This is a genomic window from Gluconobacter japonicus, assembly GCF_002723975.1.
In the GTDB taxonomy this organism is placed as follows: Bacteria; Pseudomonadota; Alphaproteobacteria; order Acetobacterales; family Acetobacteraceae; genus Gluconobacter; species Gluconobacter japonicus.
Genome location: NZ_BEWO01000008.1, coordinates 102,222 through 126,647, shown reverse-complemented (window position 1 = coordinate 126,647; position 24,426 = coordinate 102,222). Strand labels below are relative to the sequence as shown.

The window sequence follows — 24,426 nt, the reverse complement described above, 5'->3', positions numbered from 1 at the left end:
AATCTGCAGTTTTTGGCTGTTCGAGGACGCAAAAAGCTTGAAAAACTAACGGGATAATTTCAAAGGCGCCGGAGTTAGACGCACAAATGTAGTGGCAAAGAGCCATATTTGCTCCTTGACCCAGTGGCATATTGCCATTAATTTATCGTTAATCGGCGGTTGTCGTGGGGATGATTGCTGAGGAAGGAAGGGGGCCGGTTGATGCGTGATGTTTCGCTGAAATCTGGAAACGTTTCTGATTGGTTCATTCCATCGCTGGTGCAAGCGTATTGCACCATGACGAATGGGGGAGCGTTTGAATGCGTGATAAAGTCAGCGAAGATACCGTCAATGCAGATCCTCGTCTGGTCTCTTGGGTTGATCAGGTGTGCCAAAAGACGTGTTTTTGTCCGTGTCTGGAGCCATGTCTTGCCGCTGGAGCACCAACTCTGGGTGCAGGGCAGCCAGCCTCAGGGCCAGTTCTTCGTCGGTTCGACCGTTCAGGACGCCTTTCAGGAGGAAGTCAGTCGAGACGCGCAACCGGTTCGAGAGAGCGGCAATGAGGAAGACGCTGGGTGCGCGATCTCCACGCTCAATCTTGTTGAGGGTGGAAGCATCTACCCCCAGAAGCCGGGCACACTCACTCTGGTTGGGGATAACGAGTTCCCGGGCCCAGGCAATACGTGTTCCGATGGCTCTCTGGAGGATAGTCAGGGAGTCCGAGCGCTTATGTTTGGCCATGCGGCCTTTTTAGCAATGGCTTTATGCCAAATCCAGAAGAAGTTTTTTTTCTTACGATTTGTGGCATTTTGCCACTAAATAGGTTTTTTCGTAAAGGGATTGATAATGAGGCAGATGAAAGAAGGTCATACTCCCCGCCGGGTTTCCGCAAGCGCGATTGCCGCGATGTTGGCATCTGACGGTTGGCAGCCAATGCGGAAACCTGCGCACAAGAAGTCTTTGGGCAAGGGACGCAAAATCTCAAAAGTTTCTGGGGGAACAGAAAAACGACAGGTTTTCGATAGGGAAAGTGCAGAAGCGCTTCCTCCGGGGCACCCGGTTTCATGGAAAGCTCTTTGGGGTTCAGATCTGGCGCCAGCATTCCCTGCCTTAACCCCGATGGGTGCGTCTTCAGCGTGGGAAAATATTCACTGATGCAGCCTTTGATTCGTGAAATTTCTCCATGTGAGAAAATGATGACCATGCAACCGACTTTGGAGCGTCTTCAGCATCAGGAGTTTCAGGACCGTAATGGTGTTTACCGTGTCGTGAACACGGTCCAGTCCATGTACGATGCTGGGGATATTGGTGATGACGAGGTTTCTGCGGCTGATCGTTGGTACCGGGAATATCTGTTTGCAACTCTGGGGGTCGTTGAAGAGCGCCCGTCTGATGGTCATTTTCGGGAGAAGGGAGATGTTCATACCTGGATGTTAGGGCGAGGAAAATGTTCTGCTCGGATTTCCGAAATCAGAGAGACACTGGGTTTGTGTGGTCATGTTCGTCTGGAGATGTTGCTGGCTCGAGAAATGTCTTTTTCAGCTATGGCACGTCAATTGTATCCCGGTATATCGGAAGGACGAGGGCGTATGAAGGTATCGGCGCAGTGTGGTCTGATTTTAGAGCAGCTTGTTCATGTATATAAAAAAATAAAAAAGAATTCTTTTTAAGAAATATGTTGAAATTTGCGTTCGGTTATTTTATAAAAAGATTACATTGAATAATTTTTATTTCTGAGGCCATCTCTTTTTGGGGTGGTCTTTTTTTATTTAAGAGAATTATTGAAAATGGAACGATTTAATATCGTTTCCGGAGCGATTGTTCTTTCCGGGCGACAGACAATGATTGTTTTGTGGTGTGAAGAACCTGAAGTGATCGCCTGTCCGCTGATCTCTATGGATGAGGCGCTCCACCGGGCAGATTGTGACCTTGAATGGCATGAGCTTGTGAATGCTGGTTTGACGCGATTGGACGTGCGGTGTCGGGCTGTTCCTTGCCTCCGTCGTATATCTTCTCTCAAGCCTATTGGCTGCGTTGATGATGTTACGGTGAAGCGTCTCAGGAATGTGGCGCAGAAAGAGTGGAAACATCGTCTTCAGGAGAAGGAGACGTCATCCCGGTTTCACAAGAAACCGTTTCATTCGAGACAATCGACGGCTGTCTGGTTTGACGGAGGTTCAATGAACAGCCGACGTGAGGAACGCCTACAAATGGGCTGACGGTCAAATATGGGGCCGTATGGGGATATGAGCAGATGAGCGAAACACAGGCTGACGGGCTGCGAGGGCGAAGTGGGCGTTCACGTCGGCGTAAAGAACGGTTTCTGGAACATCTTGCGAAAAGTGGAAATGTTTCTGACTCCGGTCGATTTGCTGGTGTTCAGAGAAGCACGCTTTACCATTGGAAGGAAACAGATGTGGCGTTTGCCTCTCAGTGGGAGGACGCACTGGAAGATGCAGCAGATATTTTGGAAGCTGAAGCCAGACGTCGTGCTCTGGAAGGTTATGACGAGCCGATTACCTATGCAGGAAAAGTGGTTTGCGATCCGGAGACTGGTCATCCGCTTGTCAGGAAAAAATATAGTGATGGGTTGATGGCGTTTCTCTTGAGGGCGCATCGCCCTGCGCGCTTCAGGGCTGGGCAGGAAGAGATTTCTACGGCGCCTGTTTCCATCAATATCAGTTATGATGACAGCGTCCTTTAGACTTAATGAGGCACAGCGTGATGCTGTTCGGCTTTTGGGAGGGCCTGCTCGTCATATTTTGCTGAGAGGGGGGTCAAGGTCCGGTAAGACTTTTGTTCTGATACGGGCCATTGTGATTCGTGCTTTGAAAGCTGCCGGAAGTCGGCATGGAATTTTCCGGCATCGGTTGACGGCGCTGAGGGCGTCTGTTCTGCGGGACACGTTTCCCAAAGTTATGAGCCTTTGCTTTCCTCAAGTGCGTTGGCGCCTGGAGCGGCAGGAAAACATTGTGACGTTTCCGAACGGCTCGATGATTTTTTTTGGTGGTCTGGATGATGAGCAGCGGACTGAGAAAATTCTGGGGCTCGAATTTTCGACTGTTTATCTGAACGAAGCGAGCCAGATCAGCTATGGCGCGCGGAATATGCTGCTGACGCGTTTGGCTCAAAAATCAGGTCTCGTGAATCGCGAATATATTGATGCCAATCCTCCGAGTGTTGGGCATTGGTTATATGCGTTGTTTGAAATGGGAATTGAGCCGAAATCCGGAGAACCTCTTGCAGACTGTTCCTTGTACGACACAATGATTCTTAATCCCCATTCCAATAGGGATAATCTGGGAGAAGAATATATTGCGGCACTGGAAGCGCTGCCGGAACGTGAGAAACGACGTTTTCTTTATGGGGAATATCAGGCGGCTGTTGAAGGTGCCTTGTGGCGTATTGAGTCGTTTCGCCGGGACGCTGTGATTACGTCTGCAAATCGGATGGATGTTGCATCACGGATGCGGCGTATTCTGGTGTCTGTTGATCCGTCGGGCGCGTCGGGGCCGGAAGATTATCGTTCCGATGAAATTGGAATTGTGGTTTGCGGGGTAGATGCGGATGGTGTCGGGCATGTTCTGGAAGACCTGTCTGCACGGGATAGCCCTGCAGGGTGGGCTTCTCGCGCTTTGCATGCTTTGGATGACTGGCGGGCTGAGCGGATTGTCGCCGAGCGCAATTTTGGTGGTGCTCTGGTGGAAAATACAATTCGAAGCGTGCGGGCGCATGCGCCGGTACGGCTCGTGACAGCAGCGCGCGGAAAAGCAGCGCGCGCGGAGCCGGTCGCGGCACTCTATGAAATTGGCAAGGTGGTTCATCATGGGCGTTTTGAAACGCTTGAGGATCAGCTCTGTCATTTCTCGGTCAGTGGATATCGCGGCTCCAGGTCTCCGGATCGGGCGGATGCGATGGTCTGGGGACTGAGTGAACTGATGCTGTCTGGCAGCAGCGGTGTGACGGGCTGGAGCCCGTCAGGATTTTCGTTGGCGCGCTGAAAAGCCTTCGGGCTTCAGGTGGGCTTTAGCACTGGAGAACTCATGGACTGGTTGTCCCTGCAGCGGCGTTATGCCGTGCCGGCGGGTGCGTCTGCGCGGACTGCGCGCCTGTTGGCGTTGAGACGTGTTCTGGACGGTACGCAGTATGATGCATTGCCTCATCCGTTCTCGATGGAGCGATCGGGAGCGGGGGAGTACATTCCGCTTTCTAACAGACGTCCGTCCGTCAGAAGTAACCTTTGCCGAACGGTTGTCGATGAATCTGTTTCTTTGCTGTTTGGGGATACGCACTGGCCTAGTCTGATTGCCGATGACACGCGGGTTTCAGATGCGATGGGAGTCTTTGCCTCTCAGACGCGGCTGGCATCTTTGATGATGGAAGCTGCCACTGTTGGGTCTATTGGTTCGGTAGCGGTTCTTTTTGAGGTTTCGGCTGGTGTGCCGAAACTTTCGGTTCTGGATACGGCGTATCTGACGCCGTTCTGGGACGATGTCAGCGGCGAATTACTGCGCGTTGAAGAGCGTTTCCTGGTGCGGGGGCGTGATCTGGCTGTGCAGGGATATGCGATTGGCGAAGACCTTCTGGGTGCTCAGTTCTGGTGGCAGCGGGTCTGGACGCCGATGGATTGTGCAGTGTCCGTTCCCTGGCTTGTTGGGATGGATGGAGGCGTGCGGGACGAGAGCCGGTCTGTTCGGCATGGACTGGGGTTTGTTCCGATTGTCTGGATCCGGAATCTTGGTGGTCGTCAGGGGCGAGACCCGGAAGGCGAATGCACGTTTGAGCGTGCGATCGATACAGTCATTGAGGCGGATTATCTGCTGTCTCAAGCTGGGCGCGGGCTGAAATATGGCTCTGATCCGACGCTTGTTCTGAAAACGGGTGGATTTTCGGATGGTGTGGCGCATCAGGGGGGAGCATCTTCGGCTCTGACATTGCCACCCGAAGGGGATGCCAAGCTGCTTGAGATCAATGGTAATGCAGCGGGGGCGGTGCTGGAGCACTATCGGGAGCTTCGGCAGATTGCGCTTGAGCAGCTTCATGGAAACCGGGCGCATGGTGACCGGATTTCTGGCGTGCAATCTGGCAAGGCCATGGAGATGATGTGTCAGCCATTGATCTGGCTGGTGGATCGGCTGCGTCATTCTTATGGCGAGAGTGGATTGCAGGCCATTTATCGAATGGCCTGTCGTTTTTCGTGTGTGCTGGAAAATGGTCTGCGTCTTGGCGGTGTTCTGGTGAAGGACTTGCCGTATTGCCGCATGACGTTGCGGTGGCCTGCCTGGTTCCCGGCGACAGACCCTGAGCTTTTGTCGTTGGCGCAAGGGCTTGTGACGGCGGTTTCAAATGGAATTCTGAGCCGGGAGACGGCCGTTCGAATGTATGCGACGGCGTCGGGAAATTCTGATCCCGGTACGGAATGGCGGCTTCTGGAAAACTGGGTTGCGTCGGACGACGCATAAGAGTGAGCGGAGAAAAAATGTCCGGATCTGAAGATACTATTGAAGATGTGGCAGAACTTCGTCAGGCGCTTGCAGAAGCGATGGACGAAGTGAAATCCGTTCGTCAGGCCATGGCGGAAGCTGAAGCCAGACAGGAGGAGCTTCAGCGCACGCATGAGGAAGTTATTTCCCGTGTGAAGCGGGAAAGTAATCATGATGTCATGGTCGCTGCATTGCGGTCTGAAGCCATTCGGATGGGGGCACATAATCCTGACGATGTTGTGCGTCTGATCGATATGGAGGGTGTGACCCGAAACGAAGACGGTACGGTTATGGGTGTGACGGAGGTTCTGGAACGATCCCGGAACGACCGTGGATATCTGTTCGGTGATGTGTTGCGTCCTGGGTATTCCAGCGGGACGACGGTTGGGCATCCTGCGCCCAGGCCGGGAGAGGTTGAGGCATTTAATGCCCGATCTGCGACGGATTCCGATTACGAAGCCCGAAAATGGCAGTTCTTGGCCGGAGCATGATGGCTCGGGTGTGAAGTGATTGAGTGCGTCCGGTAAAATTCTACCGGAAAATTTCTATAAATATTTACGGAACGAAATTTATGAGCATTGATAATTTTCCAGTTCAGCTTCAGGCCGCCATTCAGCAGGGTTTTCTGGCCCGTGAGTTTGAAAACGGTCTGAAGTCTCGTCTCGGTTTCCGTCAGGTTGCGGATCGGGAGGTTTTCCCGAACGCGATTGGTGAGACGCTGACCAAGACGCGCAAAAGCCTGAAGGCGCCTGTCACGACACCGCTCAACCCGACCGGGAATACCAATTTTGATAACGGGATGAGCCCAGCGGGCTGGTCTGTTGAGCAATATACGCTTTCGATCAATCAGTATGGTGACACGATTGATCTGAATATGGTTACGAGTGGCGTCGGCATTGCGTCCCAGTTCCTCGCCAATGCCAACACGAATGGTGTTCAGGCCATGCAGTCTCTGGATCGCCTGGCGCGTAATACGCTTTTTGGTGGCGCTCAGAATGGTGTTGGTGGTTATCTGGGTGGCAATACGCGTGTCAATGTTGCGCTGGATGCGGAAGGGGACACCGTTCAGGTTGATGATATTCGCGGGTTCCAATCGGTTATTGTCAATGGTCAGGTGACGCTGATTGGATCCAGCAGTGGGATGACCGTCACGGTTGGTTCGGATGTTTACACGCTTGTCCGGGTTGTGGCGGATGCGACCAATATTTCTACGGCGCCGGGCGGTATCTCTGGGCAGATGACGTTCTCTGGTAGCGTGTCTGTTTCCGATGGTGCATTGGGTCAGCCTGTGGTTGCTGCGACTGCGCCGAAGGTTATTCGTCCTAACGGTCGCCTGACGACGGCGGCGCTTCAGACGGCGAGTTCGAGCGGTCTGGCAGATACGCTTGGTATTCAGCAGGTTCTTGCGGGTGTTGCGACACTACGTCGGAATAACGTGCCGATGATTAATGGGGCATATCACTGTTATCTGGATGATATTCAGCTTCTGTCGTTGTTTCGGGATGATGATTTCAAGCATCTTTATCGTGGCGCATATGGTTCGGAAGAGTATCGTTCTGGGCAGGTTATTGAACTGCTGGGTGTTCGTTTTATTCCGACGACTGAAGCGCCTCAGCAGCTGTCTCTTGGTGCTGGACCGATTCATCGTGCACTACTTTTGGGGCAGGGGGCACTGATTGAGGGCGACTGTGCGCTGACGGGTCATTCCGATATTCCGGACGCTGATCGTGCGCTGATTGAGATGGTTGACGGGGTGGCGATGGTGACCCGTGAGCCGCTGGATCGTCTGCGGCAGATCATTGCGCAGTCCTGGTACTGGATTGGCGGTTTTGCGCTGCCGACAGACGTGACGGCGGATACGAATGTTATTCCGACGGCGACCAACAGTTATCTGAAGCGTGGTGTTGTGATTGAGAGTCTGGGCACGGACGCGCTGGGTATGACGTTCTGAATACGACTGGGGCCTCGTGGTGACACGAGGCCTTTCAGGTCAGGGGAAAAGTATGTCTGGAACGGCAAGTCTGTCTTCTGCTCCTTTAACGGAAGGAGAGAAAATGGATGTCCGGAGGTTTTGCGGGTATCCGGCTGTTGGATCTCGGGAAACGGGGCAAGAATCCTGGCGCTTTTTTCAGGTTGAGGGGGCGCTGGAATGGCGTATGGGAAATCTGTCGGGTGCGGAACTTCAGCAGGTTCGACTATATCTGTCACAGCTTTACCCACTTGAAACGGCCCTTCTTGGAGCTTCGGACAATCTGGATACGGCGCAGGCTGCGAGCTGGTATCACAATGGGCATGAATTGCGGGACCGGGTGGCACTTCTGACGCTTTGGCGTCGTCGTCTCTGTGCGTTTCTAGGTGTGACGGGCGGTCTGGAGTTGCAGGATGGTCGTGCTGTAGTGATTTGAAGGAAGCATGATGCATCTTGAATTGATTGCATCCCGGGTCTGTAAGGGCCATGCGAAGGCTGCGGGTATTTTGGGACAGGCTGGTATGCAGTATCGGCCTGCTTATCCATTGGCGCCGATGCAGGATGTTTATGCTCATCCCATGCTGGCTTTTGACGCACAGGACTCGTTTTCGTTTTCGCGTGTGCCCGGTTGGGGTAAAGTCATGGAATATGTTCTGACGGATCGGCGGGATGATACGTTGGTCGGGGATATTCTGACATGCGCTGGAAAAACGTTTTTCGTAGCGGCGGTGGAGGAATTGAGGCCACCTTTGTGTGTTGCATGTAGCCGTATTGTTCAGGTTAGTGGGGTTACGGGAACAACGGGAAATGTCGTTGAAGACTGCCCTGCTGCAATTGTCCTGAAATCAAAAGGAGAGGCGTCTGGAAGCGGTGTGCCAGGCTCGGTCAAGCCAGGTCAGTTTATTATGTATTTGCCGCGTCTTCCTGGTGTCCTGCTTCAGCCTTACATGACGGTTACAACAGATCTTGATGTCACTTATACGATAAATACCGCCGAAATGTCTGACTGGGGTTTGCGTTGCACCATGTCGTTGCAGCAGATCTGATGGGAAATTGAAATGGCGGATGCCTCTCAGATGAGTCAGGTTCTCGCTTATGTATGTGCGGGGATATTGTATCCGGATGGGTTAGAGAAACCGTCCCTTACCGGGCGGCAGACTGTTGTTCGGCGTGGCTGGCTTTTGCCCAGTGATATATTTGCGGCTCAGAATATTCGGAGTCATACGGATTATGTGACTGTGACGATGGCTGCGCAGAAGAGGGCGGCTGTACCAGAACCCTTGGGGCGACCATGGCATGTTCAGGCGCGCATTCTGCCGACTGTTTCTGTTCTGCAGGCGGGGCAGACAGTTCAGATTGTTTTCCCGAAGGATACTGTTCCTTCGGGGGTTGTTGGTCTCTGGTACGCAGGAGTGCGTCAGACAACGGCTGCTTATGCGGTGACGGCCCAGGATACTCCAGACAGTGTAGCGGCGGCTTTGGCAAAGCAGTTGCCTCACGGTGTTGCGGATGAGGCAGTTGTGAGTGTTCCAGATGTTTCTCTTTTGGGAAATGTTGTTGGGTATGGGGAATCTGTCCGGGTTAGCCGTCGGCAGAGCCAGCTGTATCGTGTTTCCGTCTGGACAGCAGATGCGAGTGTTCGAGATGAGATTGGATTGTCTCTGGATATGGCACTTGCAGAGAAAAGTTGGATATCGACGCTGGATGGTCGACAGGCACAACTGAAATTTGTGAGCGTCGAAGATGTGGACGCTATGCAAAATCAGGCAATTTATCGCCGGGATTATCTCTACGAACTGATTTTTGACGTGCTCCAGATCCAATGGGCTGCTGACATGATGTTTGGAGTAGGAACATCTGATATTCCGGAGGGAGGAAGTGGCTTTGGTGCCTTTGTGCCTGCATTGGAAGAAAGCGTTGTAACACAGGCGCTGAGTGCGATGAATGTTGCGAGGTTGTCGGCATCCTCCTGTTCTGAATATCCGGGCATGACGTTGAATCAGTTTGGTACGGTTGTGTGTTCTACAGACTGAAAAATAAAAGAATTTAATGAGAAAAAGCTTCATTCCGAAATTGGAATGGAGCTTTTTTATTAAAAGGAGAAAACCAGCGGATGTCTCTGGTTTATCAGGCGGGTACGCTAAATACGACGGCACTGACGGTGCCTAATCTTTATGTGCAGATTGCACAGCCACAGACGCTTGGCCTGACAGGTGCGCCTTCGTCCAAGCTTGGCATTGTGGGAACTGCCGGTTGGGGGCCTGTTGGTTCACCTGTGCCTGTGGGTGGCATGGGGGATTACCTGGTGGCATTCGGTGCAAAGCAGGATGCAGTGACGGATGCTGGACTTGCTGTGAATATTGCCGCCCTGCAGGGGGCATCTTCTTTTGTGGTTGTCCGTGTTACGGATGGTACGGATGTAGCGGCGTCCGGCAGTTTTGGGGATGTGGCACTTCAAGCTGTTCATACGGGGACAGCGGGCAACAGTATTGTGGTGACGGTGAGTGCAACCGGTTCCGGTTATGCATTGGCGGTTTCACATCCTGTACTAGGATTTGCCAGCTATGCGGGTCATGACTGGACTACAATTGCTGCGGCTGTCGCACAGGATCTGTCGGCGCTGATTACCGTACGTTTGCCAGAAGTTGTTCCGGACATGGTCTCTGGTAGCGTGACGTTGATGGGAGGGCTGGATGGTGCTGCGCCTTCTGTGGCGTCTTTTGTGGGAAAAGACGAGATCGTTCGTACGGGGATGTATGCTCTGAGAGGGCAAGGCTGTGCGATCGCGCTTTTACATGGCATTACGGACAGTGTGTCGTATTCTTCCCAAGCTGCATTTGGGCTTGGAGAAGGGACGTACATGATTGCGTCTGGCCCTTCTTATGACAGCGTTACGAATGCTGTGTCGATCAAAGCTGCCAGTGGACTGGATTCTCCTGCGGTCAAACTGATGTTTGGGGATTGGCTGTGGTGGAATGATGACGTTAATGGAATGATGCTTGTCAGTCCGCAGGCTTTTGCCGCAGGTATTCTGGCCGCGCTGTCACCTGAGCAGTCGAGCCTTAACAAGGCGTTGGCCGGGATTGTCGGGAGTCAGAAATCAGGTCTGACAGGAAGCAGTGCAACATACTCTACGGCAGAACTTTCTACGCTGTTTACGGCGGGAATAGATGTTATTTGCAATCCTGCGCCGGGTGGTTCGTATTGGGCGGTGCGTTGTGGGCATAATGCTTCGAGCAAGGCAATCGTCAATGGTGATAACTACACGCGACTGACCAATTACCTTGCGTCTTCTTTGGCAGGAGGAATGGGGGCTTATGTTGGTCAGGTTGTGAACGACACACTCTTTTCGGACATTCGTGCAACGCTTCTTGGTTTTCTGTCATCTCTGCTATCGCAGGGCATTCTGGCTGTTCAGAACGGCGAGTTACCTTACAGTGTTGTTTGCGACAGTACGAATAATCCTCAGACGCGAACGGCTCTTGGTTACGTTCAGGCCGATGTTGCTGTGCGTTATCAGGGAATCAACGAAAAATTTGTAGTGAATTTGCAGGGTGGAACCTCCGTGACGGTAACATCTGGTGGGGGGAGCGTTTGAGCATGGCAAATCCATACAGTATTGGTCGTGACTGTCGGATTACGGTTCTATGGAATGGACAGCGCGTTGATCTTCGGGATGTGACCTCTTTTGGAGCGTCACAGGAGACACAGGCTCTGCGGGCCAGTCCGCTGAACGGAATGCCCGTGGAATTCAATGTTCCCAATGGGTGGAGAGGTTCTTTTCAGATTGCTCGGGCTAGCGCTGCGCTTGATAATTTGGTCGCAGCAATTGAAGCCGCTTACTGGAATGCTGGTACTGTCGGGAGTGGTACGATTTATCAGTATGTGACGGAGCCTGACGGGACTACCAGTACCTGGGAATATACGAATATTTCTATCAAGCTGAAAAATGACGCGTGGCAGTCTGATCAGATGGTTCATCAGACAGTTCAGTTCTTTGCTTCTACAAGGACAAAAATTTCGTGAGTATTCTTCCGGAAACCGTATCTCTTTCGGATGGTCGCTGTCTTGCGCTTAAAGAGATTGATCCGGCTGATATGTTGGATCTGATCGAAGCAGCAGGGTCGGCGGTCAATGGTCCTGCTGCGGCGACCTGGCTTGGTTATGCGGAAATGATCTGCTCTGTCACAGCAATTGACGGAGTTCCTGTACAGATGCCTGGAACAAAAGAAGAAATTCGTGAACTGGCACGCCGGTTAGGGAAAACTGGGGTGGCGGCGCTTCATCCTTTTTTCCAGCAAGGGCAGGATGAAGAAGAGATGGTTGCTACAGCAAAAAACTAAGCAGGCACTCTGCGTTCCAGGAGATGCTTTATCTTCTGGATCATGGAGTGCCGTGGAATATCCTGACATCGTGGTCACGGGCTCGGCGCATGGCAGCGTGTATTATTACAGCAGAACGCGACGGCCATATATTTGACTGGAGTCAAAGGCAATATCGGGAATAGAGATGCTTACATCTACAGTACAAGGAGGGGCGTTTCGGTTAGATTTGCCAGTGGCACGGTATGTCTTCAGTGGTCGGTCCATAACATCGAGTGCCTCGTTTGTTCCATTGCGGAATAGATACAAAAACCCGGTTCTATTTGATAAGACAGATCGTGCGAGATATTTGTCGGACACAGTGCCTGGTGCGAGTGTGATGGAGGCAGATGAACGGAATGGAGTTTTGTCCAGGAAAGATAAAAAAATTGGTGCGTTGTTGTCTGTCAAGCTGGAACAGGTAAACCGTAACAGCTTGGGAAATAGCCAACTCAGCATGCAGGTAGCGAGAATTTTGCCCGGGGTGCTGGCTGAGAAATTTAGTTTTTCGCACCTAGATCAGGGTGAAAAGCGCTTTCCGAAGTCGGTTTCTGTATTTTCTGAACGAAAAAGAGCGTTAGTTTCCCAGCGCTCTTTTGAACTTGTTTCTGCAGTGATGCAGCCTCCAAAAAAAGAAGCAAAAAGACTCATGCCCTCTCCGAAGGGGCAGGTTACCCGGAATATTATTCCTTATCCGAACAGGAAAATTTTTCCTGTATCGCAGGAAAATACCCGCCTGAATTTCGGAGTGCATGGGCATGCTCCTATTGGAAGCAGGAGGGGGCTGGCTTTGGAAAAGAGTATGGCTCCTCCGCCAGGGATAAGAAATAGAAGTCTGGAAAATGCGATGCAGGAAAAAAACAGTCTGCATCAAGTTGGAAAAGAAGACATCTCTCATGGTGACTTCAAGACACAGTTTTCGTCATTCCGTACGGAGTTATCTGTACGTCATGATCCTGAAAAAAATTCGAGGATTTCGGCGCGTCAGGGGCACGGAGGTGTCGATGAACTCAGGTTTCCGCAATATCCCGGTCGAAGCATTGGAATAAATTAAAATATAGGAGAGCATTGATGGGCTTGACGCTCTCTGCGATTGAAAATGCTATTGGATCTGTTGGGCGCTTGGGAGCAACGGCTCCGGTAATGCTTGGGGATCTTGTGCTAACCGGGATTGAAGTTCCGGATCGTCTGCAGGTCGGGGGACGGCAGATGATGGTGGTTCATCGGCTTCCTGGTGGCGGGCGTGTTGTGGATACGCTTGGCAATGATCCGGGGCGTCTGGAACTGGCGGGTAAATTTCTTGGGCCTAACGCCCAGACGCGAGCTCAGACCATTGAAAAAATGCGTCTCCGTGGTGTGCCTGTTGTATTTTCTGTGGCTGGCATGGCTTTGCAGGTCTGGATTGTACGCTTTGTCTATTCATACGAAGCGAAGGGTGCACTTTGTTCGTATGAACTGACTCTTGAAAGACCTGCGGAAAGTGTTGTGTCTCCCGATATGGGAAAGACGCTTTCGAATGTTCTAGGCACTGATGTCGCCAGTGGCTTAACGCAAATCAGCAGCGTTATTTCTGATGTTTCTGACGGTTTGTTTGTTGAAAGTGGGCAGGTTGGCTCGATTGTGGGGCAAATCATGCCTTTGGGAGCTTTGCTCGGTGTGGGTGGGCCTCTTGCAAAGGTTGGTGAGGCACTTACGACAACGAGCACTTTAAGCCAAAGTGTCACGAATTTGGCGGGAACATCTACAGCCCTTGAAAGTCTGTCTCAGCAACTCAGCGTTTCTGGGCAAGGGTTGATGTCAGCACTCGAAGTGTCTGGCCAAAATATTGAAAATATCCAGATTGGGAACGCCGCGTCTCTCTCTGCTGTCGTCGGAAATGCCGCGATACAGAGCACAGGAGCAGATGTGGGAGGGCTTGTTAACCGGTCAAATGCCTATGTGGGGCAGACACAAGGGCTTACCTCGCAAATTCCGCCAGTTCATTCGTGAGGATTCATGAAAGATATTATCGTAACCTCGGCGGATAGGTCTCTCTTTCATCTTGCCGCACGAGAATTGGATGATGCCTGTCAATGGTGGAGGATCGCGGAGTTCAATGGGCTCAGTGATCCTGATTTGTCATGGATTGAGACTGTTCTGACACTGAAAATTCCAGGAATCATATCGGAAAGTTCGTCAGGTCTTCCTGATGATAAAGGACAATGACAGATCGCCAACTGCAAGTTCGTATTCTGTGGGAAGGTGTAGAAAATTCGATAATTTCTTTGAAGAAATTTGAAATTGATTCCCATAGATATGAAGGGTGTGACACAGCAGTTCTGACTTTTGTTCGTAACAACGTTGCAGAGAACGGTCCTGCACTTTGGTTTGAACAGAGTATTCTCAATAGCTCCTGGGTATCTGTGGAAATCCGGGATCTGAAAGAAAATAACGCGGCGTGGACCATGATTTTTTATGGGCTCGTTGATCATGTTCGTGTTTTTTCACAAAATTCCGTTGTGGAAATGGAATGTAGAGACGCCCTTGCTCGACTTATAGATTTGCGTATGCAGGGTTCCTGGCTGAATCATACGGGGGCCGATCTCCTTTCTGTGTTGGCCAAGGCTTCCGGTTTGGGCGCTCGAGTGTCGTTTCCGGCTGATATGCCTGACCATATGTTGGGTCAGTTCTGGCAGATTGAGCACAAGCGTGGGTCTTTTCTGTCTCAGCATCGCTTTCAGACTGCAGCTGATCTGGCATTTTCTGTTGCCCGGGAAGCATTGTGTGATTTGTATGCCGACGGGCCAAACCTGGTCTGTGAACCGATACAGAGCTCATACCAAAATCAAGATGTCATCGATGTGCGTGGACTGGTTTTTGATACGGATTTCGCTCGAGATTTGCAGCTATCATCCGGAATTATAGTGCATCTTGCGTCTTGGGATTCCCGGCAGCGCAATAGTACGCATTTATATTACGATGGAAAAACATTTTCTGAGAATGCACCTGTAACAGAGAAAACACTTCATACTTTCAGGGTTCCAGGGCGTCGAATGGAGGATCTTCGACGATTGGCACGTGGGAAATATGAACGAATAGCCGCTCATGCCGTCTGTGCCCGAGTGTCGATGCCCGGTTTGATTGGGCTTGGCCCACGCCAGTTTATGAGAGTTGTAGTGGGGCAGACAGAGGAAATTCTTGGAGTGGATCAGGTTATTTCGCGATTTTCTCTGGAGGAAGGTTTTGTTCAGCATGTCGTGTTACGCAGAAGGGGAGGGCAAACATGACGCAAGGGCAAATAGCTACTGCGGCTTTGTTCAACAGGAGCGCTCACGCTGTTTTTGGGGTGGTTTCTGCTGTTGATCCTGTGAACCATGCCATCAAGGTTAGAGTGCAGCCTGATAATATTGAAACGGGCTGGATTGCAGATATTGGTGGTGTCCAGGCTGGAGATCTCAGGATTGCGTGCCCCTCCGAACCCGGAACGCATGTTGTTTTGCTTCCGATTGAAGGAGATGCGGAGCATCTTGTCGCGGTTGGTGCGGTCTTCGATACTGTTGTAACGGCGCCTGTATCGCCTCTTGATGGAAGTGTCATTCAACCGGGTGAGCTTTTGATCCGTGCTGGGTGTGGTGAGCCGCCGGTTGAGAATACGTTATCGGTTCCCGTGCAGAAAAGTGCGGAAGCGGGGTGGTGTCAGATTGACCGACAGGGCGTGACACTGGGGGCTGGTAATTCAAGGTTTATTATTTCTCATGATCAGATTGTTTTGACGGTTGGAAATGTTAGGGCCGTCTTGTCCGCTAGTGGTTTGAAGGTTTTTTCTGGCGATATTCAGACTGAGGCTCATTCACTGGATAATCATATTCATCTGGTAGGAACACAGTCCACGGGAGGGCCGATAGGATGAGTTCCGTTGGTCATTTTTACGGTGGTGATCTGCTGCTTGCAGATGGCGGATTGGCTGTTGTTTCCGGTTCGGAAGAGGTTCGGCAACGCCTTTTGAGACGATTGTTGACCAACGTCGGTGATTATTTTTGGCAGCTAGATTATGGCGTTGGTTTGCAGGGCATGATTGGTAACGTCATTGTGCCATCAACAATGCAGGCTGAAATCAGGGTTCAGGTCCAGAAAGATGCAGGCGTAGATCCTTACTCTCCTGTGGAAGTCGAGATTAGCTCCGGCTCCGATGGGATGTGTCTGTGCAAGATTTCTTATGTGGATGCTGAGACTGGGCAGCAGCAGACCTTGGATTTTTCTTCGTAAAAAGGATGTGCCTGTTTCAGTCGGGTGTATCTGGAGGATGTAATGTCTCTTTCTCTTCGCTCGTTCACCACGACGGTGTCTACCGCCGTGGTAACGGCGCAATCTTCCTGTACGCAATTACTGGATGTTTCTGTCGGGTCTCCGGTTCGCGCGCTGATGGAAAGCGTAGGGGGTATCGGATTATGGTTGCAATATCTGGTGTTACAGATTTTGCTTCGAACCCGTTTGGCAACATGTACTGCTGAGGATTGTGACAGTTTCGTCCAGGATTTTGGGATGTCACGTCTTCCGGGTACGGCCTCAAGCGGAATGGTCATTATGTCGTCGTTCTCACCTGCACAGCAATCGGCTGTTGTGGTGCCCGGCACGATTGTACGAACTGTTTCCGGCCTCTCTTTTGTTGTTGTGAAGGAGAGTATGCTCTCGGGGTGGTCGGAAACGGCCGGAGGCTACGTACGGACAGCTGGTATGTCGAATATTTCCGTTCCGGTTCAGTGTCAGAGTGCTGGAGGAATTGGGAATGTCCCGGTGGGTGCGATCTGTCTCATGGGTACAGCTATTTCTGGTATCGATACAGTGACTAATCCTGTGGCGTTCCTGAATGGTTCAGATCAGGAAACCGATGCAGAGTTGCGGACCCGCTTTCCATTGTGGTTGGCGGCAAAAGCATCTGCCAGTCGAGCCGCCGTGGGGAATGCCATTTTGGGTGTTCAGACGGGTCTTTCCTATTCGTTGCGGGACGGATTGGTAGCGGATGATACTGCCCGCTCTGGATATTTTACAGTCGTTTTGAATGATGGCAGTGGGGCTCCGGCAGATCAGTTGCTGGAGCAGATTTACGACGCAGTGAATGAGGTTAAGGCGCTCGGGGTCGGGTTTGGCGTGCGGGCGCCATCTTTGCTGATTCTGAATGTTTCCATGACTGTTGTGGTGCCTTTATCTGTCGGAATACAGCAGGCGACAACTGCCATTCAGAATGCCATTACGCAGGATATTGCAGGAACGACTGTAGGCAGTGGGTATGCTTTCAGTAGACTCTCCTATCTGGCTTATGTGGGCGCGGGCGTCACCGTTACGTCCGTTCTTGATGTGCGCCTCAACGGAAGTCAGTTGGATATTCCTGCGAACGGCGACCAGGCTTTGGCGGTTGGTAGTATTCAGATCAGCGTCATTCAAAACTGACAAACAGGCCTCTTGCATGAATATTTGCGGAGGATGGGGAAGACTATGCCTGTTTTTAATAGATATCCAAAACTTGAGGCGCTGACTGGAAACGAGGTTCTTGTCCTTGCCGATGCCAGTGGTCAACATACGGTTACGGCAACTGCATCGCAGATTGCCGGTGCACCTGCGGTTTCGACGCCGACAGGAAGCTTTTACGAGGATAAAGGGGCAAAAATCAGTCGGTTTGCGGATCGGGTTCTGATTGGAGATGCTGCGTCTAATCCTGGCTTGAGTGATCGTGACGCGGCATCAAAAAAGGACTGGCTTTCCCGCACGATGGGAGAGACGTCTATTGGGCCATGGGCATTACAGGACGCTCAGTGTGCGTCGGTTGCGCAGTTTGGTAATAGTGCTTTCGTCGCAGCATCCCGCACATCCGATGCAAAAACGGCGCCTGCGACACTTGGTTTCCAGCCAAGTTCGATTGGCGTAGCGTCTTGGGGTGTGGCCGATGACACCTCTACCCCGACAACCACGACTGCCTATGCATATTATGGAGAAGCATGGCGTCTGGCAGGCGTGAATTATCAGCCGACATTCGTCATGGAACTGGAAGCCGTCAATTTTGGTGGGTTGGCTATTGGCCAGTCCAATCCCTACGCTCCTAATGTGGGCGGCGGTGTCTACGGTATTCAGCTTGGTGTAGGCGGAGGTCAGACGGATGGCACGTCGGATGCGGCTGCTGGAATGGTTTTTGTTTCGAATCCGAATTCGTGGCAGACGGGAATTGTTTTTGGTGCCACGTCCCTTAGTGGAACGGATGGAACAGACGACGGTTACGCCTCGGCACTTTCTCTGGCGCGTAATCATGCCATGGAATGGCATACCCCAGAAGTAGTTTCGGGTGCTGTGGGTAGCAATGTCGGCGCCTTTGTACGTTCTACGGTTACGGAGCGCGCAAAAGGAGTACGCCAGGATTTTGTCGATAACGAGATTCTTTTCAGTAATATCGAAGGACATACTCTTTTTTCAGTTGGGAGTATCGCGGCCCCCAATAATGCTCTTCAGGTGCAGGCGGGTGCAGGAAGTCAGGCGGCTGGCCTCTATGTACAACAGGGCGCAAATGGATCCGCCAATCTGGGGCTTTTTCCAGCAGAGGGTGGTGAATTGCAGATATCCTCTCCTGTCAGCGGTGAAGGGATGACCTTGCCGACAACTGCTGATGGCGGATTTTTGCATATCAACATCAATGGATCTGATTATCGTATTCCGTTGATGAGCCCGGCTCAGGTTGGAAGCTGACGATGGGTACGCTTTATGACGAAGAAGGGTTAGTTCTCCAGGCTACGGATGGAAAAGCCCTTTTGGATACCGGGCCAGTCCCGGGCTCTATTGAAGATTTTACGGCCCGCTTGCGTGCGCTCCTTCCCACTGGTTGGTTCCCGGCCCCTCCTCAGGGGTTGCAAGAGGAAGAAGCACCGGTGCTGGTGGCTCTTCTGACAGGGTTTTCCACGGTTCTTTCTGGAATCTGGGCTCTTATGGAGAAATGCCGCAAGCAGACGCGCCTTTCGACAATGAGCGATGCCTTCCTGGATATGCTGGCGGCAGATTATTTCGGTGTGGACGGGTTGCCGAGGAGAGTCTCGGAAAGCGACAGCGATTATCGCAAACGGATTGTGAGTTCTCTGGTAGCGCCGCGAAATACCCGGCAAGCCGTCAGAGATGCTCTGGTCGCTGTCACGGGTGTGGAGCCCGTTATTATTGAGCCTTTGAATGCAGCAGATTGTCATGCACAGGCGTCTTTTGCCTCACCGTCCTGTGGCGGAGGTTTTGGATATGGCTGTGCTGACTTACGGTATGGCAGCCAGTCTGGAGGGCAGTTTTTTCTGGAGACTGCTTTGGGTCAGGCTTCTGATGCACAGGCTATTTATCAAGTCATTGAACGGACCGCAGCCGGCGGTGTAACGGGCTGGGTTCGGGTGGAGCAGTAATGGATCGGGCGATTGTATATGCGGGGTCTATCCCGCTGGATACGGACCTTTTACGTGTTGGAAAGTATGGCAAGGCTGCAATAGGCCATATGTCTGACATGTTATATGGCCGGGGTGTTATTGCGGCTTCCGGGCTTGGTTGTACGCCTTCTTCTTCTTCTTTAGCCGTAACGATTGATCCTGGATCCATTACGGCTCCAGGGGTGATGGATGCGGCCCCTCTTGGAGGCGCTGGCGGTGGTTATCGCGCTGACCCGACACAAACCACCTGCCAGTATTCAAGTGAGACGGCAGTAACGGTTACTGTGCCGGGAACGGGGGCAAACTATACTGTTTTCGCAATTTGTTCCGAACAGGATATTGATCAGACAGTTCTGGCATTTTTCAATGCTTCCAATCCGTCCCAGACACAGGCAGGGCTGAACAATAGCGGCAACGTACTTCCTACCCGTCGCTGGGCTGGAATGTCTTTTGTGATTGCAACGGATGCGCCTTCTGCTCCCGATGGTGGGACTGTGGTTCCGCTTTATACACTGGCAATTCCGCAAGGTGTGGCTTCTTTGGCTGGTGTTCAGCCGCAACCGGGACAGGCTTTCTGGCCAACAATTCCCGAACTTGCGACGCAGACATTGCTGCGTGCCATTGCAGAACCAATGCAGCTTGTGGCGAATGACACGTCTCTTTCCGTTCCGGCATGGGCAAGCCGCGTCGAACTGCGCGCGATTGGCGGCGGCGGCGGCGGTGCATCATCGAGTTCCACAGCATTGACTGGGTCTTTTTCAGGCGGTGGAGGCGGTGGCGGTGGCGACGCATGGGGTATTTATACCGTTAGTGCCACCAGTGGAGGCGCTCTGGGCGTCACCATTGGTCAAGGAGGAACGGCAGGGCAGACAGGAGGAACCTCTCTTGTCAGCTATAACGGTCAGACGCTTTTGCAGGCCAGTGGAGGCCATGGCGGATTTTTCTATGACAATACTGGCTCTGCCGGTGGTGATGGGGGGACCGCCTCCGGAGGAACGATCTGGAATCAGACTGGAAGTTGGGGAGGAGACGGGCAGAGTAACGCTTCGACCTTTGGCGGTTATGGCGGCGGCGGCCCATGGGGTGGCGGTGGCCGTTGCGGCAATCAGGTCGGGCGCGACGGAACCCGCTTTGGCGCGGGTGGTGGTGGTTCGTATTCTGCTGCTGTTGATGGCACTCCGACCACAGCCGGCGCAGGCTTTTCAGGCTGCGTAATGTATCGATTTTTACCTTGATATTTAGGGCATTAGGGAAGGGGGAGGATTATCTCCCTCCTTCTCCCGCAGACTATCAGTTTAGTGAAATTTCACCGTCTGCCATATTGCGCGGCGGCATATCTTTCCGAAGTTTCGCAACATCTTCCGCGCTGACAGCGGGAGCGTTGTTGCCCCAGGCGTGACGGATAAATGTCACCACATCAGCGACTTGCTGATCGTTCAGACGATGCATGAAATCTGGCATCGTAAAGGCAGACGGGGCTGTCTCGGTTTTTGGTAATGTTGCTCCGACCTGGACAATATGCACCAGAGACGCCGGATCTTTTCCCATGACAACAGGATTTCCCGCCAGAGGCGGGAAGACAGCCGGATAACCCTTTCCATCTGTACGATGGCATGCGGCACAGTTATCCACATACAGTTTCGCTCCGCGTGCAGAGACGTCTGCTTTGCGAAGGGCATTGGTTGCGCTCGGGTCATAGACCCAGTTTGTCTGTGTTCTATCGAAAGGTTGAAGAGCCCGCAGATATTTTGCTATGGCATGGAGGTCAGAGTCTGACAGGTGCTGTGTGCCATGTACAATGGCGGAAGTCATTGCACCAAAGCTCTCGCCTTGCATGTTGCGACCGGTTTTCAGGAAATCGACAATATCCTGCTCACTCCATCGCCCCAGGCCTGTTCGGTTCTCCTGGCGCAGGGAGGTTGGGATCCAGCCGTCAATCAAAGCACCCCCCACAAGAAAAGACGGGCTGTCTGAGGCGGTCAGCGCTTTTTCCTGCATGGTCAGACCGCGAGGAGAGTGACAGGCTCCGCAATGCGCCGGGCCTTCTACGAGATAAGCGCCTCTCGCCATCTGGGTATCAGCAAATTCATGCAGGGTTTTCTCCTGCGCCTTTACTGGGGCAGGAGAAAAAGCCCATCGCCAGAACATGAGCGGCCAGCGCATCGAGAAAGGCCATCGAATACCATTTTCCGGCGTCGGAATGCTTGCTGCTGGAACACTTTCATGAAAATAGGTGTAAAGAGCATGAACGTCATGATCCGTCAGGCGTGCATAAGACGGATAAGGCATCGCAGGATAGAGCGTTGAGCCGTCCCGTCGAACGCCTTCACGTAATGCACGCCCGAATTCGGCTTCGGTATATTTTCCGATGCCGTGATCCATGTCCGGAGTGATGTTTGTGGAATAGATGGTGCCAATCGGGAGTGCAAAAGATACTCCACCGGAATATTCTGGCTTGTTCTTGATTGAATGGCATGCGGCACAGTCGGACGCCGCCGCAAGATATCGGCCTTCCTCTCTCAGAGTGGCCTTGTCATCGTGAGCAGATGCTGTTTGGTGGCTTAGAGCAAAGATGCTGCAAGCAAAGGCCAGGATTGGGAAAGTCTTCATGCCTGCACCAGTGGTCCGGGAGATTTCAGGTAGGTTGTGCGAATGTGATAGGCCGCCCAATAGGCAAGGGCTGCAACCATACCTGTCGGATTGTAACCCATCCCCTGTGGAAAGGCATTTGATCCGATAACGAAGACGTTCGAAACATCCCAGCTTTGGAGATAGCGATTGAGAGCACTGGTTTGAGGATCAGTTCCCATGATTGCGCCCCCACCAAGATGCGTCGTCTGATAGTGGCGGGTGTCGAAGGGCTGCCCCGCATTCAGATGCACAAGATTGGCCTTTGTCGCTCCCATCGCTTTGGCAATGGGTTCAATCTTGCTGACAACATATTGGTTCATTCGAATATCGTTGTCTTTCCAGGTGAATGTCATCCGGAGGAGGGGTTGCCCGTAAGCATCTTTCCATGTCGGATCCAGATCCAGATAGACGTCTCGGTAAGCCATGTTACTGCCATGGGCATCGACACCGATCGAGTGTTTATATGTGTCAATCAGTGCACCTTTATAGGCTGATCCCCACCGCGGCGTGCCACCACCGCCTGTCCCGATAGCGGCGGCAATGGGCTTGAGACCTGCCTGATTCACCCAGACCGGCGAACCGCCAACAAAGCCAAGTGGCCCATGATCGAAATTCATACTGTTGAAGTCATCTATGGCAACGCCAACGCCACCAGCACCGATGAACTGGTTGGTGTACTTGGACGGCGGCAACCAGATCCGGGAAGAGGTGATGGTCTGATAAACGAAATTACGTCCTATTGTGCCCGTATTGCTGACAGGGTCGTAAGGTTTTCCAATTCCTGACAGCAGCATCAGATGAACGTTATGGAACTGGAACGCACTCAGGATAACGAGATCTGCAGACAGGGAAACTTCCTTCTGCGTTTTGGTTTCCAGATACGTGACGCCCGTTGCCTTGGAGCGCGTGTCATCCAGATCCACACGTAGAACATGCGCATCTGAAATCAGCGTAAAGCCCGGGTCCTGCCTTAGGGCAGGCAGAACATTCACATTGGGAGAGGCTTTAGAATAAAGGTAGCAGTCATATCCGCTACAGTACCCACAAAAATTACACGGCCCCATCTGGCAGCCATAGGGGTTTGTATATTGGCGAGAGGCATTTGCAGCCGGCAGGGAATAGGGATGGTATCCGGCTTCAGTCGCGGCTGCCCGGAATGTGGATGCGGTGAACGTATCCTTCATGGCGGGGAGTGGGAAATTGTCGGACCGGTCTCCATCAAAGATATTACCGTTTCCGACGATCTTTCCGTTTACTTTGTATGCCTCACCAGAGGTTCCAAAGACTTTTTCAGCCTTGTCGAAAAACGGTTCCAGCTCGGAATAGGTGACGCCGTAATCCTGAAGGTTCATACCTTCAGGGATGAATTTATCACCATAGCGTTCTACGACTGAGCTGCGCAGACGCAGATCTTCCGGGGAAACCCGAAAATGAACGCCGGACCAATGAAGACCAGCCCCTCCAACCCCTTCGCCGGGCAGGAAGGCTGCTAGTTGCCGGTAAGGCAGGGCTGTCTGGTCAATCGTATTGCGAACAGTCACCGTCGTTTGGGACAGATTCTGGAACAGTCGTTTGCGAATGGCGCCTCGTAGTTCATCAATGGATTCTGGATAAGCGCCTTCGACGGCAGTGGCGCGTTCCGAGCCGCGTTCCAGCATGACGACGGAAAGACCGGCCTCCGTCAGTTCCTTGGCAAGAATGGACCCAGCCCAGCCTGCGCCAACAACAATGGCATCTACGTGTTTTTTGGTCATGATCTGTGTCCCTCAGGCCGTCTCACCCGAGATCGAAATCGGACCAAAGGGATATGCCTCTCCATCCTGATTGACCCAGTCCATGAAATCCGCGCGGGCACCTGGAAAGCCGAGCATGAGCCAGCCGCCCAGGCCTTTATTGCCGCCATAAAGAGGATCGGAAAAAGCACCCTCCATCGTATTTGTGCGCAGTTGCTCAAAGAAAACACGCCCCGGAATGTCCCCAAGCGGAACAGATCCGCCTTCAAGTGCTGTCAGAATTTGCTCCTGTGCGGACAAGGGCAGATCGGCAAAAACTTTTCCATGCTGTTGATGAGTATAGGCCTCCAGCCCTGCGATACCTTTCCGGTACAGATCACGAGGGACAAAGGGGAGTTGATACCCAAGATTGGCCGGTCCCTGTACAAAAGGGGCGGACATGTACCAGTTGTCTCCATGCCCGTACGGAGACTCCATCTGTCGATCAATAAATTCGGCTACACCTAAGGCGCGCGCCCCTGATCCGTGCTGATCCTGTGGAAAAAGACGTTCTGTCGCCGCTTCCAGAAAACGGTATTCATCAGGCGTGAAGAACGTGGGCTGATAAGGCTTCTGTGCTTCTTGCGCCAGAGCATCAGCCCAGTGGGAATGTCCACTCACCATCCAGAATGATGTGGAGCCCAGAAGGCCTTTGACGAAACTACGGCGAAGGGGCCGTGTCAGGGTGGGTTCCTTCGGGGGCACAGTTGTCTCCAGAACGAGGGTAGGGCCATGTTCGGGAAATGAACATATCCGAAATAAGTAAGGGCATGACCCCATAGAATAAGCGTCAGGTCTGAAGCCAGACCC

The 24,426-nt window shown here is 52.4% G+C and carries 27 protein-coding genes; 23 read left to right on the top strand and 4 right to left on the bottom strand.

Translation table 11 applies throughout. The annotated features are described in order from the left end of the window. Window positions 1–327 precede the first annotated feature (327 nt). Window positions 328–720, bottom strand: a complete 393-nt coding sequence (locus GJA01_RS07640; RefSeq protein ID WP_010503730.1) for a helix-turn-helix domain-containing protein — start codon at window positions 718–720, stop codon at window positions 328–330. A gap of 413 nt (window positions 721–1,133) precedes the next feature. Here GJA01_RS07640 and GJA01_RS07630 point away from each other — a divergent pair, with 413 nt between their 5' ends. The 23 genes from GJA01_RS07630 (at window position 1,134) to GJA01_RS07520 (ending at window position 20,448) form a co-directional block, all read left to right on the top strand. Continuing rightward, on the top strand, window positions 1,134–1,649 hold the full coding sequence (locus tag GJA01_RS07630) for a hypothetical protein (protein ID WP_061930625.1): 516 nt from the start codon (window positions 1,134–1,136) through the stop codon (window positions 1,647–1,649). 117 nt (window positions 1,650–1,766) lie between these two features. After that, window positions 1,767–2,198: a hypothetical protein gene (locus GJA01_RS07625; protein WP_062502908.1), complete on the top strand. Its 432-nt coding sequence runs from the start codon at window positions 1,767–1,769 to the stop codon at window positions 2,196–2,198. Between the two features lie 35 nt (window positions 2,199–2,233). Continuing rightward, window positions 2,234–2,683, top strand: a complete 450-nt coding sequence (locus GJA01_RS07620) for a hypothetical protein (RefSeq protein WP_010503726.1) — start codon at window positions 2,234–2,236, stop codon at window positions 2,681–2,683. Continuing rightward, window positions 2,664–3,980, top strand: a complete 1,317-nt coding sequence (locus GJA01_RS07615; protein WP_082785228.1) for a phage terminase large subunit — start codon at window positions 2,664–2,666, stop codon at window positions 3,978–3,980. The genes GJA01_RS07620 and GJA01_RS07615 overlap by 20 nt, the downstream gene beginning before the upstream one ends. Before the next feature lie 42 nt (window positions 3,981–4,022). Then, window positions 4,023–5,441 carry a phage portal protein gene (locus tag GJA01_RS07610; RefSeq protein WP_034880859.1) on the top strand — a complete coding sequence of 473 codons (1,419 nt, stop codon included), beginning with the start codon at window positions 4,023–4,025 and terminating at the stop codon, window positions 5,439–5,441. A gap of 17 nt (window positions 5,442–5,458) precedes the next feature. After that, entirely contained in the window at window positions 5,459–5,953 is a 495-nt protein-coding gene (locus GJA01_RS07605; RefSeq protein ID WP_062502928.1) for a phage scaffolding protein, read from the top strand. 80 nt (window positions 5,954–6,033) lie between these two features. Further along, complete coding sequence (locus GJA01_RS07600) at window positions 6,034–7,413, top strand: hypothetical protein (RefSeq protein WP_010503720.1); 1,380 nt, start codon at window positions 6,034–6,036, stop codon at window positions 7,411–7,413. Between the two features lie 52 nt (window positions 7,414–7,465). Next, entirely contained in the window at window positions 7,466–7,867 is a 402-nt protein-coding gene (locus GJA01_RS07595) for a hypothetical protein (protein ID WP_034880862.1), read from the top strand. Between the two features lie 7 nt (window positions 7,868–7,874). Beyond that, the gene (locus tag GJA01_RS07590) at window positions 7,875–8,477 is read left to right on the top strand and encodes a hypothetical protein (protein ID WP_062502906.1); all 603 of its coding nucleotides are present in this window, start codon (window positions 7,875–7,877) and stop codon (window positions 8,475–8,477) included. A 12-nt stretch (window positions 8,478–8,489) separates the two neighbouring features. Then, window positions 8,490–9,464: a hypothetical protein gene (locus tag GJA01_RS07585; RefSeq protein ID WP_062502904.1), complete on the top strand. Its 975-nt coding sequence runs from the start codon at window positions 8,490–8,492 to the stop codon at window positions 9,462–9,464. Window positions 9,465–9,544: 80 nt separating this feature from the next. Further along, the gene (locus GJA01_RS07580; protein WP_062502902.1) at window positions 9,545–11,029 is read left to right on the top strand and encodes a phage tail sheath protein; all 1,485 of its coding nucleotides are present in this window, start codon (window positions 9,545–9,547) and stop codon (window positions 11,027–11,029) included. A 2-nt stretch (window positions 11,030–11,031) separates the two neighbouring features. Next, window positions 11,032–11,457, top strand: a complete 426-nt coding sequence (locus tag GJA01_RS07575; protein ID WP_010503712.1) for a hypothetical protein — start codon at window positions 11,032–11,034, stop codon at window positions 11,455–11,457. Then, a complete protein-coding gene (locus tag GJA01_RS07570; protein WP_010503710.1) occupies window positions 11,454–11,774 on the top strand; it encodes a hypothetical protein in 321 nt (106 codons plus the stop codon). The genes GJA01_RS07575 and GJA01_RS07570 overlap by 4 nt, the downstream gene beginning before the upstream one ends. Before the next feature lie 358 nt (window positions 11,775–12,132). Then, window positions 12,133–12,846, top strand: a complete 714-nt coding sequence (locus tag GJA01_RS15135) for a hypothetical protein (protein WP_145993784.1) — start codon at window positions 12,133–12,135, stop codon at window positions 12,844–12,846. Window positions 12,847–12,863: 17 nt separating this feature from the next. Then, window positions 12,864–13,781, top strand: coding sequence for a hypothetical protein (locus tag GJA01_RS07560; protein ID WP_062502898.1), 918 nt, complete (start codon window positions 12,864–12,866; stop codon window positions 13,779–13,781). Between the two features lie 6 nt (window positions 13,782–13,787). After that, window positions 13,788–13,997 (top strand): hypothetical protein, encoded by a 210-nt coding sequence (locus GJA01_RS07555; protein ID WP_062502897.1) that lies wholly within the window; start codon window positions 13,788–13,790, stop codon window positions 13,995–13,997. Next, on the top strand, window positions 13,994–15,058 hold the full coding sequence (locus tag GJA01_RS07550) for a hypothetical protein (protein WP_062502895.1): 1,065 nt from the start codon (window positions 13,994–13,996) through the stop codon (window positions 15,056–15,058). The genes GJA01_RS07555 and GJA01_RS07550 overlap by 4 nt, the downstream gene beginning before the upstream one ends. After that, window positions 15,055–15,681 (top strand): baseplate assembly protein, encoded by a 627-nt coding sequence (locus GJA01_RS07545; RefSeq protein ID WP_253783167.1) that lies wholly within the window; start codon window positions 15,055–15,057, stop codon window positions 15,679–15,681. Before GJA01_RS07550 ends, GJA01_RS07545 begins: the two co-directional genes overlap by 4 nt. Next, a complete protein-coding gene (locus GJA01_RS07540; RefSeq protein WP_062022467.1) occupies window positions 15,678–16,037 on the top strand; it encodes a hypothetical protein in 360 nt (119 codons plus the stop codon). The genes GJA01_RS07545 and GJA01_RS07540 overlap by 4 nt, the downstream gene beginning before the upstream one ends. A gap of 42 nt (window positions 16,038–16,079) precedes the next feature. Further along, on the top strand, window positions 16,080–17,219 hold the full coding sequence (locus GJA01_RS07535; RefSeq protein ID WP_062502924.1) for a baseplate J/gp47 family protein: 1,140 nt from the start codon (window positions 16,080–16,082) through the stop codon (window positions 17,217–17,219). Window positions 17,220–17,264: 45 nt separating this feature from the next. Next, on the top strand, window positions 17,265–18,503 hold the full coding sequence (locus GJA01_RS07530) for a hypothetical protein (protein ID WP_010503701.1): 1,239 nt from the start codon (window positions 17,265–17,267) through the stop codon (window positions 18,501–18,503). 2 nt (window positions 18,504–18,505) lie between these two features. Beyond that, window positions 18,506–19,192 (top strand): hypothetical protein, encoded by a 687-nt coding sequence (locus GJA01_RS07525; RefSeq protein ID WP_062502893.1) that lies wholly within the window; start codon window positions 18,506–18,508, stop codon window positions 19,190–19,192. Then, window positions 19,192–20,448, top strand: coding sequence for a glycine-rich domain-containing protein (locus GJA01_RS07520; RefSeq protein WP_010503698.1), 1,257 nt, complete (start codon window positions 19,192–19,194; stop codon window positions 20,446–20,448). The genes GJA01_RS07525 and GJA01_RS07520 overlap by 1 nt, the downstream gene beginning before the upstream one ends. Window positions 20,449–20,503: 55 nt before the next feature. On the opposite strand, the gene GJA01_RS07515 is transcribed toward GJA01_RS07520, so the two are convergent. Genes GJA01_RS07515 through GJA01_RS07505 form a run of 3 tightly spaced genes read right to left on the bottom strand, consistent with a single transcriptional unit; the run spans window position 20,504 to window position 24,321 of the window. Continuing rightward, window positions 20,504–21,823, bottom strand: coding sequence for a c-type cytochrome (locus GJA01_RS07515; protein ID WP_062504042.1), 1,320 nt, complete (start codon window positions 21,821–21,823; stop codon window positions 20,504–20,506). After that, entirely contained in the window at window positions 21,820–23,598 is a 1,779-nt protein-coding gene (locus GJA01_RS07510) for a GMC family oxidoreductase (protein ID WP_062504044.1), read from the bottom strand. Before GJA01_RS07510 ends, GJA01_RS07515 begins: the two co-directional genes overlap by 4 nt. Window positions 23,599–23,610: 12 nt before the next feature. Then, window positions 23,611–24,321 (bottom strand): gluconate 2-dehydrogenase subunit 3 family protein, encoded by a 711-nt coding sequence (locus tag GJA01_RS07505; RefSeq protein WP_062504046.1) that lies wholly within the window; start codon window positions 24,319–24,321, stop codon window positions 23,611–23,613. Window positions 24,322–24,426: the final 105 nt, after the last annotated feature.

Coding starts and splice junctions, on each gene's coding strand:
- GJA01_RS07530 (WP_010503701.1), top strand. CDS start 17,265: ATGCCTGTTTTTAATAGATATCCAAAACTTGAGGCGCTGACTGGAAAC.
- GJA01_RS07575 (WP_010503712.1), top strand. CDS start 11,032: ATGGCAAATCCATACAGTATTGGTCGTGACTGTCGGATTACGGTTCTA.
- GJA01_RS07540 (WP_062022467.1), top strand. CDS start 15,678: ATGAGTTCCGTTGGTCATTTTTACGGTGGTGATCTGCTGCTTGCAGAT.
- GJA01_RS07550 (WP_062502895.1), top strand. CDS start 13,994: ATGACAGATCGCCAACTGCAAGTTCGTATTCTGTGGGAAGGTGTAGAA.
- GJA01_RS07605 (WP_062502928.1), top strand. CDS start 5,459: ATGTCCGGATCTGAAGATACTATTGAAGATGTGGCAGAACTTCGTCAG.
- GJA01_RS07585 (WP_062502904.1), top strand. CDS start 8,490: ATGGCGGATGCCTCTCAGATGAGTCAGGTTCTCGCTTATGTATGTGCG.
- GJA01_RS07625 (WP_062502908.1), top strand. CDS start 1,767: ATGGAACGATTTAATATCGTTTCCGGAGCGATTGTTCTTTCCGGGCGA.
- GJA01_RS07640 (WP_010503730.1), bottom strand. CDS start 720: ATGGCCAAACATAAGCGCTCGGACTCCCTGACTATCCTCCAGAGAGCC.
- GJA01_RS07560 (WP_062502898.1), top strand. CDS start 12,864: ATGGGCTTGACGCTCTCTGCGATTGAAAATGCTATTGGATCTGTTGGG.
- GJA01_RS07600 (WP_010503720.1), top strand. CDS start 6,034: ATGAGCATTGATAATTTTCCAGTTCAGCTTCAGGCCGCCATTCAGCAG.
- GJA01_RS07590 (WP_062502906.1), top strand. CDS start 7,875: ATGATGCATCTTGAATTGATTGCATCCCGGGTCTGTAAGGGCCATGCG.
- GJA01_RS07620 (WP_010503726.1), top strand. CDS start 2,234: ATGAGCGAAACACAGGCTGACGGGCTGCGAGGGCGAAGTGGGCGTTCA.
- GJA01_RS07545 (WP_253783167.1), top strand. CDS start 15,055: ATGACGCAAGGGCAAATAGCTACTGCGGCTTTGTTCAACAGGAGCGCT.
- GJA01_RS07595 (WP_034880862.1), top strand. CDS start 7,466: ATGTCTGGAACGGCAAGTCTGTCTTCTGCTCCTTTAACGGAAGGAGAG.
- GJA01_RS07515 (WP_062504042.1), bottom strand. CDS start 21,823: ATGAAGACTTTCCCAATCCTGGCCTTTGCTTGCAGCATCTTTGCTCTA.
- GJA01_RS07580 (WP_062502902.1), top strand. CDS start 9,545: ATGTCTCTGGTTTATCAGGCGGGTACGCTAAATACGACGGCACTGACG.
- GJA01_RS07520 (WP_010503698.1), top strand. CDS start 19,192: ATGGATCGGGCGATTGTATATGCGGGGTCTATCCCGCTGGATACGGAC.
- GJA01_RS07510 (WP_062504044.1), bottom strand. CDS start 23,598: ATGACCAAAAAACACGTAGATGCCATTGTTGTTGGCGCAGGCTGGGCT.
- GJA01_RS07555 (WP_062502897.1), top strand. CDS start 13,788: ATGAAAGATATTATCGTAACCTCGGCGGATAGGTCTCTCTTTCATCTT.
- GJA01_RS15135 (WP_145993784.1), top strand. CDS start 12,133: ATGGAGGCAGATGAACGGAATGGAGTTTTGTCCAGGAAAGATAAAAAA.
- GJA01_RS07525 (WP_062502893.1), top strand. CDS start 18,506: ATGGGTACGCTTTATGACGAAGAAGGGTTAGTTCTCCAGGCTACGGAT.
- GJA01_RS07615 (WP_082785228.1), top strand. CDS start 2,664: ATGATGACAGCGTCCTTTAGACTTAATGAGGCACAGCGTGATGCTGTT.
- GJA01_RS07610 (WP_034880859.1), top strand. CDS start 4,023: ATGGACTGGTTGTCCCTGCAGCGGCGTTATGCCGTGCCGGCGGGTGCG.
- GJA01_RS07630 (WP_061930625.1), top strand. CDS start 1,134: ATGCAGCCTTTGATTCGTGAAATTTCTCCATGTGAGAAAATGATGACC.
- GJA01_RS07535 (WP_062502924.1), top strand. CDS start 16,080: ATGTCTCTTTCTCTTCGCTCGTTCACCACGACGGTGTCTACCGCCGTG.